Here is a 19,040-nt window from a genome sequence, read left to right on the forward strand (position 1 = left end):
CGGTTTGCGTAATTTGTTGGCATGATAAGCGAAATGCCATCAGGCAGTGAACCCGGTAATCTGTAGGCCTGATAAGCGCAGCGCCATCAGGCAATGAACACGGTGAGGAACTTATGTCCAGACTCGATCTGAATGCGCTGAATGAACTGCCGAAAGTTGAACGTGTGCTTCAGCTTGCTGAAACCAATGCGCAACTCGAAAAGCTGAACGCCGAAGAGCGCGTCGGCTGGGCGCTGGAAAACCTGCCGGGCGAGTATGTGCTCTCCTCCAGCTTCGGTATCCAGGCGGCGGTAAGCCTGCATCTGGTCAACCAGGTTCAGCCGAACATTCCGGTGATCCTGACTGACACCGGCTACCTGTTTCCGGAAACCTACCAGTTTATCGACGAACTGACAGACAAGCTTAAGCTGAACCTGAAAGTATTCCGGGCCGAGCAAAGCCCGGCGTGGCAGGAAGCGCGTTACGGTAAGTTGTGGGAACAGGGCGTTGAAGGCATTGAAAAATACAATGAAATCAACAAAGTTGAACCTATGAATCGCGCGCTTGCCGAGCTGAACGCGCAAACCTGGTTTGCCGGACTGCGCCGCGAACAATCCGGCAGCCGCGCCAATCTGCCGGTGCTGGCTATCCAGCGCGGCGTATTTAAAGTGCTGCCGATTATCGACTGGGACAACCGCACGGTATACCAGTACCTGCAAAAGCACGGGCTGAATTACCATCCGCTGTGGGATCAGGGTTATCTGTCCGTAGGCGATACGCACACCACCCGCAAATGGGAGCCCGGCATGGCGGAAGAAGAGACGCGCTTCTTCGGTCTGAAACGCGAATGCGGGCTGCACGAAGGCTGACAGAGCAGTATCAAATTTTGAAACACAATGAGGCAGGGAGGAATCCCTGCCTTTTTTATAGTTAAACACAGTCACCTAACAACAGGAGCATTGTGATGAAAATTGCGTTTCTGGGGCTTGGCACCATGGGGTTGCCAATGGCCGCGAATCTCATCAAAGCCGGTTATCAGGTTCAGGGCTGGAACCGCTCTGCCGGGCCGCGCGAGAAACTGGCATCGCTGGGCGCCACCACGGCGGAAACCGCCGCAGAAGCGGTGAGGGATGCTGATGTGGTTATTTCCATTCTGGCGGACGATAACGCCACGCGCAGCGTCGTGCTGGAGGGCAATGTGCTGGCGACGCTGAAACCCGGGGCTATCCACCTGAATATGGCGACGATCTCTGTCGATCTGGCAGTGGAACTGGCGCAACTGCACCGGGCGCGTAATATCGGTTATCTTGCCGCGCCGGTGCTGGGGCGGGTGAATGTTGCCGAAGCGGGGCAGTTAAATATTCTGGCGGCTGGCGACAGCGCGCTGCTGGCAAAGGTGCAGCCGCTGCTGGATGTGCTCGGTCAGAAGACCTGGTATCTTGGTGCGCGGCCGGAGCAGGCGAATGCCACGAAGCTGGCGGCCAACTTTATGATTGCCAGCGCCATTGGCACGATGGGTGAGGCGGTTGCGCTGGTGCAGGGGCATGAGGTTAATAAAGCCGATTTTATTGATTTAATCACCTCCACGTTGTTTGCCGCGCCGGTCTATAAAGGTTACGGCCAGGCGATTGCCAGCGACACCTTCGAGCCAGCCGGGTTTAAGCTGGCTTTGGGGCTGAAGGATGTGCGCCTGGCGCAGGATGCCGGCGAACGGGTTAATGTGCCGATGGCGATTGCCGGTACGCTGCGCGCTGCGCACGTGGAAAGCCTGGCCCATGATGAAGGGCATCTCGACTGGGCCGCGCTGGCGCGTACCGCCGCCCGCCGCGCCGGACAACTTTAGCAAACTTGCCGGATGGCGGCTTCGCCTTATCCGGCCTACGCCACGGCCAACAATGTAAGCCCGGTAAGCGCCTGCGCCACCGGGTATTTCCCTGCAGCGACACCTTTCCCTCGATGAATAAAAAGGCTGAAGCGATGGGGTTGAGTCCCCGCTGAAATCGGCGAGCCGGAGGGCTGCTTCGTCTCATCCGGCCTGGGCGTTCCCTCCCTTTTTAGTGCATTCCTTGCACTAAAGCTGTGCATTCTTTGCACGATGAAGCACTTCGCTTATACCCCTTCGTTTCTCGCGCAAAAAATAAACATTAATAAATCAAAGTATTAACAAAAATTTCAAAAATATGACTGAACCAATACGTAATTGGTTCAGTAATTGCTTAGTTATAAGGGCGATACATCGCGGATTAAATAATTAACTATATGTAATTAAAGAAAAAGATAACGCGAAATACGGATGAACCAATATGGAAAAACCGTCACGCTATCTGGCAAATTCCAGTACGGCGCTTGAACAACTTCGTGGGCTTATTCACCAACATGAGTCAACACCAGGGACTCCACTGCCCACGGAACGTGAACTGGCGGAACGCTTAGGCGTCGGGCGGCGAGAAGTACGCCGCGCGCTGGACGTACTGGAGGAAGAGGGGCGGATCTGGCGTAAGCAGGGCAAAGGCACGTTTATTGGCCCCGCTGCGCCGGTCGCGCCGCTGGCACTCCAGGGACTGGTGCAACAAACCAATATGCTGGAAGTGATGGAAGCGCGCTTGCAGGTTGAGCCGGGGCTTGCGCGGCTGGCGGCACTTCGCGCCAACCCGGAAAACCTGGCGCTGATGCAGCGCATGCTGGAACGCATCGATAACGTCAATCCGGACGATCCGGATCTTAATGAGCTGTGGGACAGCGCTTTTCACCGGGCCATCGCTGAAGCGGCGGGAAACCGTTTGATGCTCGGTCTTTTTGACGCCATTGACGCCGTGCGTCGCGAACCCGCCTGGCACCACCTGCGGGAGCTGGCGCGTACTCCGGCGAAGGTCGATCGCTATAACGATCACCACCACCGCATCATGCACGCCATCCGGCAGCGCCAGCCGCAGGAGGCTTTCCTGGCGATGCGTGAACATCTGCTCGACCTGCAACATGCCCTGATCCAGGCCATTCATCTCGAGGACGATACGCCATGACCACCATACCTTTTCACGATCCCGCGCCCGTCCTGCGTCTGCACAATCTGAAAGTCCAGTTCGCCGGTAGCCCGGTCAGCGTACTGGACGGTATTTCGCTGACCATAAAAAGCGGGGAAACGCTGGCACTGGTGGGGGAATCCGGCTGCGGTAAAAGCATTACCTCGCTGGCGTTGATGGGGCTGTTGCCCAACAGCGCGCAGATCCTCAGCGGCGAAATGCAGTTTCGCAGCCACAATCTGCGCCAGCTTTCGCCGAGGGAATATGCGGATCTGCGCGGTAATGAACTGGCGATGATTTTTCAGGAGCCGATGACCTCGCTGAACCCATCGTTCACCCTTGGCGATCAACTGAGTGAAGCAGTGATGCGTCACCAGCATGCCTCCCGGCAGGCCGCGCGGGATATCGCGCTGCAGATCCTCGAAAAGGTACAAATCCCGGCGGCGGAGATGCGCCTGAAAGCGTATCCGCACCAGCTTTCCGGCGGTATGCGCCAGCGCGTGATGATTGCTATGGCGCTGATTAACAACCCGCGTCTGTTGATTGCCGACGAACCGACAACCGCGCTGGATGTCACCATTCAGGCGCAGATCCTCGCGCTGCTCAACACCCTGAAAGCCGAAACCGGCACGGCAGTATTGATGATCACCCACGATCTCGGCGTGGTAGCGGAAGTCGCCCAGCAAGTCGCCGTAATGTACGCCGGGCAAGTGGTCGAGCAGGGCAGCGTGGAGGCGATTTTTGCCGATCCGCAACATCCGTACACCATCGGCCTGATGGGCTCGATTCCCTCGCTGGGCGCGCGCAAGGGCCAGCTTTCCACTATTCCCGGCGCCGTACCGTTACCGGAAGCGATGCCAGAAGGCTGCCGTTTCGCCACGCGCTGCCCGTTTGCGCAGAGCCGCTGCCATGCGGAAAAACCGCCGCTACAGCCGCTGGGACGGGGCCATCAGGCGGCCTGTTTCCGCGTCCCCCTTGAACAGCATATTGCGCTGGGAGAAACCGCATGAGCACACCGATCCTTGAGGCCCACGATCTCAGCAAACGCTTTGTCGGCGCGACGCGCCTGTTCGCGCCAAAACGCTTTGTCACGGCAGTCGATCGCATTTCGCTCGCCGTTTATCCCGGTGAAACGCTGGCGATTGTGGGCGAGTCCGGTTCCGGCAAATCGACGCTTGGCCGCCTGCTGCTACGTCTGCTGGCGGCGTCCGAAGGGCACGTTTACTACCAGGGCGAAGAGATCACTCACGCCAGCGGCGCGCGGTTAAACCAGCTGCGCCGCGAGCTGCAAATCATCTTTCAGGATCCCTTCGCCTCGCTGAACCCGCGCATGACCGTGGAGCAGATCGTCGGCGAACCGCTGTGGCTGCACCAGAAAATGGGCAAAGCGGATCGCCAGGCGCGCGTTGCCGAACTGCTCGCCACCGTTGGCCTGCCTGCGGCCTGGGCGCGGCGTTTCCCGCATGAATTCTCCGGCGGGCAGCGCCAGCGTATTGGCATTGCCCGCGCGCTGGCTTCCGGGCCGAAGCTGCTACTGGGTGATGAACCGGTATCCGCGCTGGATGTCTCGGTGCAGGCGCAGGTGGTGAACCTGCTGGAAAACCTGAAACAGCAACTTGGGTTGACGATGATCATCGTCGCGCACGGCCTGGCGGTGATCCGCCATATGAGCGATCGCGTGGCGGTGATGTATCTCGGGCAGATCGTCGAAATGGCGACTGTCGATCAGATCTTCGACGCGCCGCTGCACCCATACACGCAGGCGCTGATCGCCTCTGCGCCGCAAACCCAGCCCGGCATCAAGCATGAAATGCCGCTGTTGCAGGGGGATTTACCTAATCCGGCCAGCCCGCCGCAGGGCTGCCGTTTTCATACCCGGTGCCCGCACGTCACCGATGAATGTCGGCAACGCGAACCGATCGCTCAGGTACTTGAAGGCGGCCGCCAGGTCTCCTGCCATCGCTGGCAGGAGCTTAACCGTGACCGCACGGTCATCCAGATTGCTCCACCCTCCGCCGCGTTCCTGCGACGCCGTGCTCTGTTCGAACACGCGGCCTCTCACTCATCCCCTTAAAGGAAAAAAATAATGATTGTGCGTAATTCTCTTTTGACCGTTCTGGGAAGTGTTATGTTGCTGGGCGCGGCGCTGCCGGCCCAGGCTGAAAGTGTGCTGCGTATTGGCTTAGGCGCGGATCCGGACATGCTCGATCCGCACCTGGCGCGCACCTACTATGGCCGCTTTGTCTTCGCCTCGTTGTGCGATCGGCTGGTGGACGTCGATGAAAACCTGAAAGTGGTACCGGGTCTGGCGAAAACGTGGTCGTGGAGCGAAGACGGCAAAACCCTGACCATGAACCTGCGCGACGGCGTGACCTTCCATGATGGCGAGAAATTTGATGCTGCCGCAGCGAAATTCAGCCTCGATCGCGCCCTGACGCTGCCTGGCTCGCTGCGTAAAAGTGAGATCTCCTCGGTGGAATCGGTGGAAGTGACCGGGCCGATGCAAATCACCCTGCACCTGAAAACGCCGGATTCGGCGCTGCTGATGCAACTCACCGACCGCGCAGGCGCGATGCTGGCGCCAGAAGCGGCGAAGAAGCCGGACTTCGCTGCGCATCCGGTCTGCTCCGGGCCATACAAGTTCGACAGCCGCGTTTCGCAGGATCGCATCGTGCTTTCGCGCTTTGACAACTACTGGAACAAAGGCGCTTACCACTTCGACAAAGTGATTTATCTGCCGATCCCGGATGCCTCGGTGCGCCTGGCGAACCTGCGTGCGGGCGATCTGGATCTCAGCGAAGGCATTGTGCCAAGCGATGTGAAAACGGTAGAGAACGACGGCAAATTAAAACTGGCGAAGGTGACCGGGCTGGGGTATCAGGGCATTACCTTTAACATCAACAACGGCAAAGTCCCGGCTAACGATCCGTTTAAAGATGCGCGCGTGCGCGAAGCGTTCTCACAGGCAATTGACCGCGAGGCGTTAAACCAGGTGGTATTTGAAGGTCTCTACGCCCCGGCGAACCAGGCGTTCTCACCGGTCAGCCCGTATCACGTTAACCTGCCGGTGCCGCCGCGCGATGTCGAAAAAGCCAAAGCGCTGCTGAAAGCGGCAGGCGTACAGACGCCGATCACCGTTTCGCTGCTGGTGCCGAATAACCCGACTTCGCAGCAGGTGGCGCAGGTATTACAGGCAATGACCGCCGAAGCCGGTTTTAACGTCAATCTGCAAATGACCGAATTCGCCACGCTGCTGGATCGCCAGCAAAACGGCGACTTCCAGCTCAGCTACTCCGGCTGGTCTGGCCGCCCGGATCCCGACGGCAGTATCTTCGGCTTTATTCACAGCAAAGGCACCCTCAACGATGGCCGCTACAGCAATGCGCAGGTGGATGACTGGCTGACCCAGGCGCGTCTGCATAACGATCCGGCTACCCGTAAAGGGCTGTATGAGAACGTGGTTAAACAACTGCAAACGGATATGCCGATTGCTTACCTCTACTTCGAGCCGCGCATTTTTGGGATGAATAAAAAAGTAGAGTGCTTTAAACCTTACCCGGACGGCATTGTGCGCCTGGCAGGTATGACGTTCGCGAAGTAACGGAGTTGTAAGGAGATACCATGCTGGAATTGATATGCAAACGCCTGCTGCTCGCCATCCCGACGTTGCTGATGGTCAGTATGATGGTCTTCGGGCTGCAAAAGCTGCTGCCCGGCGATCCGCTGACTGCCATGCTCGGGGAAGAGCGTGATCCGGCGGTGATCGCCCAGCTACGCGCGGAGCTGAATCTGGATGCGCCGATCCCGGTGCAATATTTCCACTGGCTTACCCGCGCCTTGCAGGGGGATCTTGGCGTCTCCTTACGCACTCAGGAGCCGGTGACGCATCTGATCGCCACCAAACTGCCCGTTACGCTGGAGATGTCCTTGCTGGCGATGATTTTCGCGCTGCTGTTCGGCATCAGCATGGGGATCATGGCGGCAGTGAACAAGAATAGCTGGATCGATCACGGCACTAACTTTGTCGCCATCTCCGGCATCTCGGTGCCGCACTTCTGGCTGGGGATTTTGTTGATCCTGATTTTCTCCGTCAATCTGCAATGGCTGCCAGCATCGGGTTTTGTCCCTTTCAGCGAAGATCCGCTGCAAAACCTGCGCACCTTGCTGCTGCCTTCGCTGGTGCTTGGTACCGGGCTGGCGGCCACCTTAATGCGCCACACCCGCGCATCGATGATTGCGGTCCTGAAAGCGGATTACATCCGTACTGCCAGGGCGAAGGGGCTGCTGCCGAAAACGGTGATCATGAAGCACGCATTTCGTAATGCGCTGGTGCCGGTGATCACCCTGACCACGCTGCTGTTTGGCGAACTGCTGGGCGGCGCGGTGCTGACCGAGCAGGTATTTACCATTCCCGGTTTCGGCAAAATGATTGTCGATTCCGTGTTTAACCGTGATTACGCGGTGGTGCAGGGCGTGGTGCTGGTGGTGGCGATTGGCTTCCTGTTGCTCAACCTGTTGGCCGATGTGCTGTACGTGCTGGTTAACCCGAAAATGCGGAGCGAATAATGGCGGAACTGACCACTACGGGCGTGGCGGCGTCGCTGCCGCGCACGGAAAACCGGGTACTGAAGAAATTCCTCGCCAACAAAAGCGCGATGATTGGTGCGGTGATTGTCGGCATCTTTGTGCTGATCGCTTTGCTGGCGCCGTGGATCGCACCGTTCGATCCGGTAAAAGCAAACTTTCTGGCGGTGCGTAAACCGCCTTCTGAACTGTACTGGTTCGGCACCGACGAACTGGGGCGCGATATTCTGTCGCGCATGATTTGGGGGGCGCGCACCTCGCTGTTGGCCGGTTGTATCTCAGTGCTGATTGCGGTGGTGATTGGCGTGCCGCTGGGTCTGCTGGCCGGTTATTTCCAGGGGATCTGGGATGGGGTGATTTCACGCTTTATCGAAGCGCTGCTGGCCTGCCCATTTTTGATCATGGCGATCGCCCTCGGCGCATTTCTTGGCCCAAGCCTGAGTAATGCGATGATCGCCATTGGCCTGTCGGCGATGCCGATCTTCGCCCGTCTGACGCGCGGCCAGGTGATCGCCATTCGCAACGAAGAATACATCGACGGGGCGCGGGCGATTGGCCTGCCGGATCGCTGGATAATCCTGCGCTATGTGCTGCCAAACGTGATGTCGCCGATCCTCGTGCAGGCAACGCTGGCGATTGCCTCGGCGATCATCACCGAAGCCAGCCTCTCTTTTCTCGGCCTCGGCCAACAGCCGCCGTATCCCTCCTGGGGCGCGATGCTGAATACCGCTAAAGGTTTTCTGGAGCAGGCACCCTGGATGTCTGTTTTCCCCGGTGTGGCGATTTTTCTCACCGTACAGGGATTTAATCTACTCGGCGACGGGCTGCGCGATGCGCTTGATCCACGCCACGACTAAGGAGTCTCGATGACGAAAGCGATTGATTTTAAAGTGGGTTATGCCTCATACCGCGCGCCGATGATGGGACACAACGCGGTAGCCACCTCCCAGCCGCTGGCGGCGCAGGCTGGCATGCGCATGCTGGCGCTCGGGGGTAACGCGGTGGATGCGGCGATTGCCACGGCGATGGCGCTGACGGTGGTGGAGCCAACCGGCTGCGGTATTGGCAGCGATGCGTTTGCCATTGTCTGGGATGGCAAAGAATTGCACGGGCTGAACGCCTCCGGCCGTTCCCCGGCGAGCTGGCATGCGGATATGTTTGCTGGGCTTGATGCGGTGCCGGAGCTTGGCTGGAATGCCGTTACCGTACCCGGCGCGGTTTCCGGCTGGGTGGCGCTGGCCGAACGTTTCGGCTCGCTACCGCTGACCACGCTGGCGCAACCGGCGATCGAGTATGCCCGTAACGGTTTCCCGGTTTCGCCGCTGATTGGTGAGCTCTGGCAGCGCGGCTATAACAGGTTAAAAGATCAACCGGGCTTTAGCGCCTGTTTTGCGCCGCAAGGGCGCGCGCCAAAGATCGGCGAAATCTTCCGTAACCCGGCGCAGGCGAAAACGCTGGAGTTGATTGCGCAAACCAACGGCGAAGCGTTTTATCGCGGTGAACTGGCGCAGAAAATTGCCGCTTTCGCGAAAGAGCATGGGGCGCACCTGAGCGAAGCGGATCTGGCAAACCATAAAGCCGACTGGGTGACGCTGCTCTCCAGGGCATTTGCCGGTGGTTCAGTGCAGGAGTTACCGCCGAACGGGCAGGGGATTGCGACGCTGATTGCGCTCGGCATCCTTGAGCACTGCGATATTGGCCGCTATGACCCGGATTCGGTGCAGTCGCTGCATCTGTCGATTGAAGCGATGAAGCTGGCGCTGGCCGATCTCGACCGCTACGTTGCGGATGCCGATCATCTGGAATTCGCCGCCGACCTGCTGCTCAGCGACGACTATTTAAAAGCCCGCGCGGCGCTAATCGACCCGGAGAAGGCCTCCGATTTTGTTTACGGTTCGCCGACGCAAAGCGGCACGGTGTATCTCTCCACGGCGGATGCCAGTGGCATGATGGTGTCGTTTATTCAGTCTAACTATATGGGCTTTGGTTCCGGCGTCGTGGTGCCGGAAACGGGTATCAGCCTGCAAAACCGCGGCTGTGGTTTTGTGCTCGATCCGCAACACCCGAATGCGCTGGCGGGCGGCAAGCGTCCGTTACACACCATTATCCCTGGCTTTGCGCTGGGGGCAGACGGCAAACCTCTGATGTCTTTCGGCGTGATGGGCGGGCCGATGCAGGCGCAAGGTCATATGCAGATGGCGCTGCGCATTATGTTGCACGGACAGAACCCGCAGGCGGCGATCGATGCGCCGCGCTGGCGCGTGGTGAAGGGCAGGGAAGTGGTAGTGGAAGCAACGTTTGAACGCAATCTGATTGCCGGGCTGCGCGCGCGGGGACACCAGATTACGGTGGAAGATCCGCTGGAAGGCTATCATTTCGGTGGCGCGCAGGTGATCTATCGTATGCCGGAAGGGCACTACGTTGCAGCGACTGAAAGCCGCAAAGATGGACAAGCGTTAGTGAGTTAAGGGAAGTCATGCCGGATGGCGGCTGCGCCTTATCCGGCCTACATCGCTTTCAGCTACACGTTGTTCAAGTCGTAGGCCCGGTAAGCATAGCGCCACCGGGCAGAATCTGCGCGGCAAATAAAAAGGCCGGATGGCGGCTGCGCCTTATCCGGCTTGTGATTCTCTTCGATCTTCAGACCTGTAGGCCCGGTAAGCATCGCGCCACCGGGCAGAACCTGCGCGGCAAATAAAAAGGCCGGATAGCGCTTCGCTGACCCGGCCTACGACCCCACAACCCCTGCGTTAATCGAGCGTAAACGGATCGGCATCCTGCCAGGCCGGGAACTGCGCGCGATACTCCTGCAATGCGCTGAGCGACATTTCGGCGTCGATGCGCGTTGCGAGGTGCGGCTCGGCGGTGGCGATAATCTCGCCCTGCGGGCTGATCACCCGGCTGTCGCCACGGTAGTGATGACCATTGCCGTCGGTGCCGACGCGGTTGCAGCCCGCTACCCACGCCTGGTTTTCAATGGCGCGCGCCACCAGCAGCGACTGCCAGTGCAGTGAGCGCGGCGCAGGCCAGTTAGCAACGTAGAGCAGCAGATCGTAATCGTTGCGGTTGCGCGACCACACCGGGAAGCGCAGGTCGTAGCAAACCAGCGGCAGGATGCGCCAGCCGCGCCACTCAAATACCACGCGCTTATTTCCTGCTTCGTAGTGATGGTGCTCTTCGGCCATGCGGAACAGATGGCGCTTATCGTAAAAATGCACTTTGCCTTCCGGCTCAATCAGCAGAAAACGGTTTACCGGCCCGCGGTCGGTTTGCAGCGCGGCGCTGCCCGCAATCAGCGCATTGGTCTGGCGGGCTTTACTTTGCATCCATGACACCACATCGTCTTGCGGCATGGACTGTTTTGCCGCTTCCATCGCAAAGCCGGTGGTGAACATTTCGGGCAGGACGATGACATCCCGGCCGGTAACGCCCTCCAGTTGGATGTCGAAATGGCGCAGATTCGCAGGCCCATCCATCCAGACTAACGGTTGTTGTAACAGTGTAATTTTCAAACCAGGCACAGTGTTGACTCCCCGTAAGACAGCATTTGCACACTGTAGCATGCAAAGACAGAAAAAAACCCGCGGTTGCGGGTTTTGGTAAGGGAAGAATGCTTTCAGGCTATTACTGCATCAGGCCGCTTCCGGTTTGCGCAGTTTTTCCGGCGCCTTGACCACAGGCTGCGTTGCCAGTGCCTCTGGCGCAAAGTCATCAACGTTGATGCTGCGCAGACGGCTGACTTCCGCTTTACTCAGTAGCGTCGCTTCTTCTGCTGTGATCAAGCCGCTTGCCAGCGCCTGCTGGGCGAGATCATTGAGGCGGGTGAACGGCAGGTTTTTGCCCAGCGCTTTGCAGATGCGTTGGTGAATCGGATCGGCTGCTATCACATCGACCAGCGCCTCTTCCAGCAGGCCCACCGGGTTGTGCTCGCTCGGCGTCAGATACTGGCCGCGCCCGATGCGGGAGCGGGTGGCGCTCGGCGTTTGCAGGATCTTCGCCACTTTGTGGTCCAGCTTATCCGACGGCGCGCGGTAATGGCGTCCGGTCGGGAAAATCACCAGGCTTAATGCGCCCGCGACGAAGCGGTTCGGGAAGTTCTCCAGCAGATCGCTCATCGCCTGTTCCGCCTGATACAGCGCGTCCTGCACGCTCCAGTGTACCAGCGGCAGATCCGCTTCCTGGCGGCCTTCATCGTCATAACGTTTCAGCGCGGCAGAGGCGAGGAATAACTGGCTGAGAATATCTCCCAGACGGGCGGAGATACGCTCGCGGCGTTTCAGGCTGCCGCCCAGCACCGCCATTGAGACATCAGACAGCAGCGCAAGGTTGGCGCTCAGGCGGTTCAGATGCTGGTAGTAACGTTTGGTGACGTCGCGGGTCGGCGTGGCGCTGGTTAAACCGCGCGTCAGGCCAAGCCACAGGCTGCGCATTTTATTACTGCCGACATGGCCGATGTGTTTAAACAGCAGCTTATCGAAAGCGTCCACATCATTATTCTGCGCGGCGGCCATCTCTTCCAGCACATACGGATGGCAGCGGATCGCGCCCTGGCCGAAGATCATCATGCTGCGGGTCAGGATGTTGGCGCCTTCGACGGTAATGGCAATCGGTGCGCCCTGGTAGGCTCGTGCCAGGAAGTTGCCTTCGCCGAGCATAATGCCTTTACCGCCGGCAATATCCATCGCATCAATAATGGATTGCTGGCCGCGGTGGGTGCAGTGATATTTCACGATAGCGGAAAGCACTGCCGGTTTTTCGCCGAGCATAATGCCGTAGGTGATGAGCGAGGCGGCCGCATCCATCACGTAGGCGTTACCGCCGATGCGTGCCAGCGGCTCTTCGATACCCTCCATTTTGCCGATTGGCACTTTGAACTGGCGGCGAATATGGGCGTAAGCGCCAATCCCCATCGCGACAGATTTCAGGCCGCCGGTGGAGTTAGACGGCAGCGTAATACCGCGACCGACCGACAGACATTCCACCAGCATACGCCAGCCCTGACCGGCCATTTTCGGCCCGCCAATAATGTAATCAATCGGCACAAAGATATCGTCGCCGCGGGTTGGCCCGTTCTGGAACGGAACGTTCAGCGGGAAGTGACGACGGCCGATTTCCACGCCCGGCGTTGATGTCGGGATCAGCGCACAGGTGATGCCTAGCTCTTCTTCGCCGCCCAGCAGTTTTTCCGGATCCGAAAGTTTAAAAGCCAGGCCGAGTACGGTGGCAATCGGTGCCAGCGTGATATAGCGTTTGTTCCAGCTCAGACGCATGCCGAGCACCTGCTCGCCCTGCCATTCGCCCATGCAAACCACGCCGGTATCGGGGATCGCGCCCGCATCGGAACCCGCTTCCGGGCTGGTCAGCGCAAAGCAGGGGATCTCCAGGCCACGCGCCAGGCGCGGCAGATAATGATTTTTTTGCTCTTCCGTGCCGTAGTGTTGCAGCAGTTCGCCAGGGCCTAAAGAGTTCGGCACGCCGACGGTGATGGCAAGAATACCTGAGACGCCGGAGAGTTTTTGCAACACGCGGGACTGCGCATAAGCAGAGAATTCCAGCCCGCCGTACTCTTTCTTGATGATCATCGCGAAGAAGCGGTGCTCTTTTAAGAACGCCCACAGCTCCGGCGGCAGATCGGCCATTTCATGAGTGATCTGGAAATCGTTCGCCATGCGGCAGGCTTCTTCCACCGGGCCGTCGATAAAGGCTTGCTCTTCAGCAGTCAGGCGCGGCTGCGGATAGTTGTGCAGCTTTTTCCAGTCCGGGTTACCGCGAAACAGATCGCCTTCCCACCAGGTCGTACCCGCGTCGATCGCTTCTTTTTCGGTACGCGACATCGGCGGCATCACTTTGCGGAAACCGCGAAATACCGGCGCGGAAATCAGTGCCTTACGCATCGGCGGCAGATTGAACGGCACCAGAATGATCGCCAGCGGCAACAGCACCCAGATGGACCACAGCCCCATAACGCCCAGCGCGGCAGTCCACGCCAGTAAAATCACGCTGCTCAGGAGCAGATTGACCCGGTGATAAAACAGCACACCGAGGAGAACGATTGTTGCGATAAGGCTCAAAATCATCATAAAAAAAAGCTCCCTGTCTTGTAGGAGGTCTGACCACTTGTGATGTTATGGTTGTAGTGGATGAGATTTCTTTTAGCAATGTGTTTACAAAATAATTACAACCTGGTTCACATTGTTGGGGGGATTTTGCGCACGGAAAACGAAAACGCGCAGGTGCCGTGGCTTTAGCTTCTCGCTCCGGATCCTATCCGGTACACTGCGCAGTGTTATTTACATCTATGCTGAAGGATATCCTCATGTACCAGGATCTGATTCGTAACGAACTGAACGAAGCGGCGGAAACGCTGGCGAATTTCTTGAAAGATGAAGCCAATATTCACGCGATTCAGCGCGCGGCGGTGCTGTTGGCGGACAGTTTCAAAGCGGGTGGTAAAGTGTTGTCCTGCGGTAACGGCGGTTCTCACTGCGATGCCATGCATTTTGCGGAAGAGTTAACTGGTCGCTACCGTGAAAACCGTCCTGGCTATCCGGCGATTGCTATCTCCGACGTCAGCCATCTCTCCTGCGTAAGCAACGACTTCGGTTACGACTATGTCTTCTCCCGCTATGTGGAAGCCGTGGGTCGTGAAGGCGACGTGCTGCTGGGCATTTCCACTTCCGGCAACTCCGGCAACGTGATCAAAGCAGTGGCGGCAGCGCGTGAGAAGGGGATGAAAGTCATCACCCTGACCGGTAAAGATGGCGGCAAGATGGCGGGTACCGCGGATGTTGAAATTCGTGTGCCGCATTTTGGTTATGCTGATCGTATTCAGGAGATCCATATCAAAGTGATTCATATCCTGATTCAGCTGATCGAAAAAGAGATGGTTAAGGCGTAGGGAAGGCTATTTTATTTGCCATTTTGAACCTGGGCAGTGCTCCGCGCTGTCCGTGTTCAAACTGGCTGCAACAATTACGCCTTCCCAGAATTAAGGCGTTTTTGGGGGTGAGTATGTGCGAACTGCTCGGTATGAGCGCCAATGTGCCGACCGATATCTGTTTTAGTTTTACCGGGCTTGTCCAGCGCGGTGGTGGAACCGGGCCGCATAAAGACGGCTGGGGCATCACTTTTTATGAGGGCAAGGGCTGTCGCACGTTCAAAGATCCGCAACCGAGTTTTAACTCTCCGATCGCGAAGCTGGTGCAGGACTATCCGATCAAGTCCCGCTCGGTAGTGGCGCATATTCGCCAGGCTAACCGTGGCGAAGTGGCGCTGGAAAATACCCATCCGTTCACCCGCGAGCTGTGGGGGCGCAACTGGACTTACGCACACAACGGTCAGTTGAGCGGCTATAAGTCGCTGGAGACCGGCAATTTTCGCCCGGTTGGCGAAACCGACAGTGAAAAAGCGTTCTGCTGGTTGCTGCATAAGCTTACGGAACGTTATCCGCGTACGCCGGGCAATATGACGGCGGTGTTTAAGTACATTGCCTCGCTGGCAACGCAACTGCGCGAGAAGGGCGTTTTCAATATGTTGTTATCGGACGGGCGCTACGTGATGGCGTTCTGCTCGACAAATCTGTTCTGGATCACCCGCCGTGCGCCGTTTGGCGTGGCGAAACTGCTGGATCAGGACGTTGAGATTGATTTTCAGCGGGAAACCACACCGAACGATGTGGTTACCGTGATTGCCACCCAGCCGTTAACCGGCAACGAAACCTGGCAAAAGATTATGCCAGGCGAGTGGGCGTTATTTTGTCTGGGGGAGCGTGTAGTTTGACGCCAGCTGTGGCTGAACGGCGGTGTTCAGCGGCTTGTTGACGACATAGCGACCATCCACAACCGAGACAACCGGCGGCTGGTGGGTGGTGGCAAAATAGTCGTAACCCGGCTTCAGCTGTTTCCAGAAATCCGCATAGGTCGAATATTTGTGACGCAGCATATTGGCGTCGGTCATGCGGAACGGATAGATGCTCAGTTGCACGTTCGGCTGCCCAAAGACCAGCGCGGCGGTCACAAACTGGAAGATCTCATCAATGTTCGAATCCGTCATGGCATAGCAGCCAATCGAGACGCAGGCGCCGTGGATCATCAGGTACTTGCCTTCGTAGCCGTGGGCGCGGTCATAGGTATTCGGAAAACCAATGTTGATCGCTTTGTAGAAGCGGCTGTCCGGCTTCAACTGATTACGTTGAATGGAGTAAAACCCTTCCGGGCTTTTAAAATCGCCCTGGCGCTGTTTCGGGCCCAGACCGCCGGAGTAATTGCAGATTTTATAGCTGTCGAGCAGTTGGTATTGCTCGCCCATTTTGACGTAGAGATCAAGGGTACGCTCTTCTTTGAAGATTTGGATATAAACCGGCGACCCCATTAACTGCTGCTTATATTCTTTGCTTACCGGCGTAATCGAACTGTTGCTGCCCATTAAGCCAGCGAACGAGACGCACGGGATCAGAAGCATCGCAATAAATAATGCGATTTTGCGCATACAACTTGTTTCCTTGATAAAGCGAATACCACATTGCCAGGACGGCAAAAGATGCCCAAAATTCAGACTAATCTGTTTCGGAGCGCCCACATTAGCATTACGGCATTTTTTCGCAAGCCAGAATAGAGTTCATCCTTCACGCTTCATCTTTTTTTGGCGATATTTCCACCATTGCGCAAATTGTGTTCTGTTTTGCGTTTCAAACACCTGGCCGTTTAGCTGGTGGTTATTATGAAACTAAAACGGCAGAAGTAACTATCAAATTACCCTCTTTTCGGCGGTTTTACGCACTGGCTTCTCATTTCAATGGAATATGCTGTATACTTATCCAGTGTTCTGTGAGGGCGTACGCATGCGCAAAATCATACATGTCGATATGGATTGCTTTTTCGCGGCGGTCGAGATGCGCGATAACCCCGCCCTGCGCGACATCCCCCTTGCCATTGGCGGCAGCCGCGTTAAGCGTGGCGTTATCAGCACCGCCAATTATCCGGCGCGTAAATTTGGCGTGCGCAGCGCAATGCCCACGGCAATGGCGCTGAAACTTTGTCCTCACCTCACTCTGCTGCCCGGCCGTTTTGATGCTTATAAAGAAGCGTCAAATCAGATCCGTGAGATCTTTTCCCGCTACACGACGTTGATTGAACCGCTTTCGCTGGATGAAGCCTATCTGGATGTTACTGACAGCCCGCACTGCCACGGCTCAGCGACGCTGATGGCGCAGGAGATCCGCCAGACTATTTTTAATGAAACGCAGCTGACGGCTTCGGCGGGCGTGGCGCCGGTAAAGTTTCTCGCCAAAATTGCCTCCGATCTTAATAAACCCAACGGCCAGTACGTGATCACGCCAGCGGACGTTCCGCAATTTCTCCGCACGCTGCCGCTAAGCAAGATCCCGGGCGTCGGCAAAGTGTCGGCGGCAAAACTGGAGACGCTGGGGCTGCGCACCTGTGAAGACGTGCAGCGCAGCGATCTGGCGATGCTGCTTAAACGCTTTGGTAAATTTGGCCGTATTTTGTGGGAGCGCAGCCAGGGCATTGATGAGCGGGAAATCAGTAGCGAGCGGTTACGTAAATCCGTCGGCGTGGAGCGCACGCTGGCAGACGATATTCACCACTGGGAAGAGTGCGAAGCGATTATTGAGCATTTATACCCGGAGCTGGAGCGACGGCTGGCAAAAGTGAAGCCGGATTTGCTGATTGCCCGCCAGGGCGTAAAGCTGAAGTTTAATGATTTTCAGCTCACCACCCAGGAACATGTCTGGCCGCGCTTAAATAAAGAGGATCTGTTGGCAACGGCGCGGAAAACGTGGGATGAGCGTCGCGGCGGGCGCGGTGTACGGCTGGTAGGGCTGCATGTGACGTTGCTGGATCCACAACTGGAGCGGCAACTGGTGCTGGGGTTATAAGTGAATGTCCGCGCCGGGCGGCGCGGACAGCGGGCTTATTTCGCCGGAATAGCTTTCAGTAGCTCGGTCAGCAGTGTCCAGTAGTGGCCCACGCTTTCGATATGCACCTGCTCATCCGGAGAGTGCGGGCCGGTAATGGTTGGCCCAATGGAGACCATGTCCATGTTCGGGTACGGTTTTTTGAACAGACCGCACTCCAGACCTGCGTGGATCACCTGAATGTTCGGCGTTTTGTTGAACAAACGCTGATAAGTCTCACGCACCAGTGCCATGACCGGCGAATGCGCGTCTGGCTGCCAGCCCGGGTAGCCGCCTTTCGGCGCTGTTTTCGCGCCAGCCAGCGCTCCCAGCGATTCCAGCATGCTCACCACGTAATCTTTACCGCTATCGACCAGCGAACGGATCAGGCAGATGATTTCCGCGCTGTCGTCCTGCAGGGTAACCACACCGACGTTCAGCGAGGTTTCAACCACGCCTTTTGCCACGTCGGAGTTACGAATGACGCCGTTTGGCGTGGCGTTCAGCAGGCGAACAAACGTGTCGCGGGAAGCGGTGGTCAGCGCGGCTTTGTCGCTGCTTGCGCTTTCCAGCAGCACCACCAGGTTCTTCTCTTTCATCTCCAGCTCGTTTTTCAGGATTGCCTGATACGTGCCGGCCAGCGTTTTGAGCTGCGCGGCGTTAGTGGCCGGAACAGCAACTACGGCAATCGCTTCGCGCGGGATCGCGTTGCGCAGGGTACCGCCGGTGAAATCGAGCAGACGCAGATCCAGTTCCGCCGCGTGCCCGGCCAGGAAGCGCGCCAGCAGTTTGTTGGCGTTGCCCAGACCGACATGAATTTCCGCGCCGGAGTGGCCGCCTTTCAGGCCTTTCAGCGTCAGTTTGAAGGTTTCATAACCGGCCGGTACGGCTTCGCGGGTCAGCGGCAGGGTGGTGATAAAATCGATCCCGCCCGCGCAGCCCATGTAGATTTCACCTTCTTCTTCAGAGTCGGTATTAATCAGAATGTCTGCCTGCAACCAGTTGGCCTGCAAACCAAACGCGCCGTCCATACCCGCTTCTTCGGTCATGGTCAGCAGCACTTCCAGCGGGCCATGTTCTACGGTGGAATCGGCCAGCACGGCCAGCGCCGAGGCCATACCGATGCCGTTATCCGCGCCGAGCGTGGTGCCGCGCGCTTTAACCCATTCGCCATCGATATAAGGGCGAATCGGATCGGTGGTGAAGTCGTGAACGGTGTCGTTGTTTTTCTGCGGCACCATGTCCAGGTGCGCCTGCAATACGACCGGCTTGCGATTTTCCATGCCGGCGGTGGCCGGTTTGCGGATCAGAATGTTACCTGCCTGGTCGCGCTCTGCGTGGAGACCTTTTTCCTTCGCCCAGCCCATAATATGTTCGGCGAGTTGTTCTTCATGGTAGGACGGGTGCGGAATAGAACAGATTTTGGCAAAAATATCCCACAGCGGTTGTGGCGATAGTTGAGACAGTTCAGACACGATGAGTCTCCTTACAAAGAGCCTGCGAAACTTACCTTGCAGGTCACAGGGTTAAATAAACGGGCATCG

At 57.5% G+C, this 19,040-nt stretch carries 16 protein-coding genes; 12 read left to right on the forward strand and 4 right to left on the reverse strand.

The annotated features are described in order from the left end of the window. The first annotated feature begins 113 nt into the window (after positions 1-113). From cysH to C0557_RS03800, 9 genes are all read left to right on the forward strand, one after another. Positions 114-848, forward strand: coding sequence for a phosphoadenosine phosphosulfate reductase (gene cysH, locus C0557_RS03760; RefSeq protein ID WP_007373300.1), 735 nt, complete (start codon positions 114-116; stop codon positions 846-848). Positions 849-943: 95 nt separating this feature from the next. Further along, complete coding sequence (locus C0557_RS03765) at positions 944-1,822, forward strand: NAD(P)-dependent oxidoreductase (RefSeq protein WP_208657527.1); 879 nt, start codon at positions 944-946, stop codon at positions 1,820-1,822. A gap of 460 nt (positions 1,823-2,282) precedes the next feature. Beyond that, the gene (locus C0557_RS03770) at positions 2,283-2,999 is read left to right on the forward strand and encodes a FadR/GntR family transcriptional regulator (protein ID WP_007373303.1); all 717 of its coding nucleotides are present in this window, start codon (positions 2,283-2,285) and stop codon (positions 2,997-2,999) included. Continuing rightward, positions 2,996-4,009 (forward strand): ABC transporter ATP-binding protein, encoded by a 1,014-nt coding sequence (locus C0557_RS03775; RefSeq protein ID WP_208657528.1) that lies wholly within the window; start codon positions 2,996-2,998, stop codon positions 4,007-4,009. Before C0557_RS03770 ends, C0557_RS03775 begins: the two co-directional genes overlap by 4 nt. Continuing rightward, a complete protein-coding gene (locus C0557_RS03780) occupies positions 4,006-5,073 on the forward strand; it encodes an ABC transporter ATP-binding protein (RefSeq protein WP_208657529.1) in 1,068 nt (355 codons plus the stop codon). Before C0557_RS03775 ends, C0557_RS03780 begins: the two co-directional genes overlap by 4 nt. A gap of 12 nt (positions 5,074-5,085) precedes the next feature. Further along, complete coding sequence (locus C0557_RS03785; protein WP_208657530.1) at positions 5,086-6,600, forward strand: ABC transporter substrate-binding protein; 1,515 nt, start codon at positions 5,086-5,088, stop codon at positions 6,598-6,600. 20 nt (positions 6,601-6,620) lie between these two features. Then, a complete protein-coding gene (locus C0557_RS03790; protein ID WP_208657531.1) occupies positions 6,621-7,565 on the forward strand; it encodes an ABC transporter permease in 945 nt (314 codons plus the stop codon). After that, positions 7,565-8,440: an ABC transporter permease gene (locus C0557_RS03795; protein WP_208657532.1), complete on the forward strand. Its 876-nt coding sequence runs from the start codon at positions 7,565-7,567 to the stop codon at positions 8,438-8,440. The genes C0557_RS03790 and C0557_RS03795 overlap by 1 nt, the downstream gene beginning before the upstream one ends. A gap of 9 nt (positions 8,441-8,449) precedes the next feature. Beyond that, positions 8,450-10,051, forward strand: a complete 1,602-nt coding sequence (locus tag C0557_RS03800) for a gamma-glutamyltransferase family protein (protein ID WP_208657533.1) — start codon at positions 8,450-8,452, stop codon at positions 10,049-10,051. A gap of 282 nt (positions 10,052-10,333) precedes the next feature. On the opposite strand, the gene C0557_RS03805 is transcribed toward C0557_RS03800, so the two are convergent. Both C0557_RS03805 and fadE read right to left on the reverse strand, forming a co-directional pair. Continuing rightward, entirely contained in the window at positions 10,334-11,104 is a 771-nt protein-coding gene (locus C0557_RS03805) for an amidohydrolase (RefSeq protein WP_208657534.1), read from the reverse strand. Between the two features lie 111 nt (positions 11,105-11,215). After that, a complete protein-coding gene (fadE, locus tag C0557_RS03810; protein ID WP_208657535.1) occupies positions 11,216-13,663 on the reverse strand; it encodes an acyl-CoA dehydrogenase FadE in 2,448 nt (815 codons plus the stop codon). A 236-nt stretch (positions 13,664-13,899) separates the two neighbouring features. Here fadE and lpcA point away from each other — a divergent pair, with 236 nt between their 5' ends. Both lpcA and C0557_RS03820 read left to right on the forward strand, forming a co-directional pair. Further along, positions 13,900-14,481, forward strand: coding sequence for a D-sedoheptulose 7-phosphate isomerase (lpcA, locus tag C0557_RS03815; protein WP_007373312.1), 582 nt, complete (start codon positions 13,900-13,902; stop codon positions 14,479-14,481). Positions 14,482-14,594: 113 nt separating this feature from the next. Continuing rightward, entirely contained in the window at positions 14,595-15,362 is a 768-nt protein-coding gene (locus tag C0557_RS03820) for a class II glutamine amidotransferase (protein ID WP_043954834.1), read from the forward strand. Here the strand turns inward: C0557_RS03820 and dpaA are convergent. Further along, positions 15,333-16,070, reverse strand: a complete 738-nt coding sequence (dpaA, locus tag C0557_RS03825) for a peptidoglycan meso-diaminopimelic acid protein amidase (protein WP_074776911.1) — start codon at positions 16,068-16,070, stop codon at positions 15,333-15,335. The genes C0557_RS03820 and dpaA overlap by 30 nt on opposite strands. Before the next feature lie 352 nt (positions 16,071-16,422). Here dpaA and dinB point away from each other — a divergent pair, with 352 nt between their 5' ends. Next, entirely contained in the window at positions 16,423-17,478 is a 1,056-nt protein-coding gene (gene dinB, locus C0557_RS03830) for a DNA polymerase IV (RefSeq protein WP_074776912.1), read from the forward strand. Between the two features lie 35 nt (positions 17,479-17,513). Here dinB and pepD read toward each other — a convergent pair whose 3' ends face one another. Continuing rightward, positions 17,514-18,971: a cytosol nonspecific dipeptidase gene (pepD, locus tag C0557_RS03835; protein ID WP_208657536.1), complete on the reverse strand. Its 1,458-nt coding sequence runs from the start codon at positions 18,969-18,971 to the stop codon at positions 17,514-17,516. Positions 18,972-19,040: the final 69 nt, after the last annotated feature.

It is taken from the genome of Kosakonia sp. MUSA4 (genome assembly GCF_013085925.1).
Taxonomy (GTDB): domain Bacteria; phylum Pseudomonadota; class Gammaproteobacteria; order Enterobacterales; family Enterobacteriaceae; genus Kosakonia; species Kosakonia sacchari_B.

Bases quoted from the DNA above. Each gene is read 5' to 3' on its own strand.
- cysH (WP_007373300.1), top strand. From the start codon at position 114: ATGTCCAGACTCGATCTGAATGCGCTGAATGAACTGCCGAAAGTTGAA.
- C0557_RS03765 (WP_208657527.1), top strand. From the start codon at position 944: ATGAAAATTGCGTTTCTGGGGCTTGGCACCATGGGGTTGCCAATGGCC.
- C0557_RS03770 (WP_007373303.1), top strand. From the start codon at position 2,283: ATGGAAAAACCGTCACGCTATCTGGCAAATTCCAGTACGGCGCTTGAA.
- C0557_RS03775 (WP_208657528.1), top strand. From the start codon at position 2,996: ATGACCACCATACCTTTTCACGATCCCGCGCCCGTCCTGCGTCTGCAC.
- C0557_RS03780 (WP_208657529.1), top strand. From the start codon at position 4,006: ATGAGCACACCGATCCTTGAGGCCCACGATCTCAGCAAACGCTTTGTC.
- C0557_RS03785 (WP_208657530.1), top strand. From the start codon at position 5,086: ATGATTGTGCGTAATTCTCTTTTGACCGTTCTGGGAAGTGTTATGTTG.
- C0557_RS03790 (WP_208657531.1), top strand. From the start codon at position 6,621: ATGCTGGAATTGATATGCAAACGCCTGCTGCTCGCCATCCCGACGTTG.
- C0557_RS03795 (WP_208657532.1), top strand. From the start codon at position 7,565: ATGGCGGAACTGACCACTACGGGCGTGGCGGCGTCGCTGCCGCGCACG.
- C0557_RS03800 (WP_208657533.1), top strand. From the start codon at position 8,450: ATGACGAAAGCGATTGATTTTAAAGTGGGTTATGCCTCATACCGCGCG.
- fadE (WP_208657535.1), bottom strand. From the start codon at position 13,663: ATGATGATTTTGAGCCTTATCGCAACAATCGTTCTCCTCGGTGTGCTG.
- lpcA (WP_007373312.1), top strand. From the start codon at position 13,900: ATGTACCAGGATCTGATTCGTAACGAACTGAACGAAGCGGCGGAAACG.
- C0557_RS03820 (WP_043954834.1), top strand. From the start codon at position 14,595: ATGTGCGAACTGCTCGGTATGAGCGCCAATGTGCCGACCGATATCTGT.
- dpaA (WP_074776911.1), bottom strand. From the start codon at position 16,070: ATGCGCAAAATCGCATTATTTATTGCGATGCTTCTGATCCCGTGCGTC.
- dinB (WP_074776912.1), top strand. From the start codon at position 16,423: ATGCGCAAAATCATACATGTCGATATGGATTGCTTTTTCGCGGCGGTC.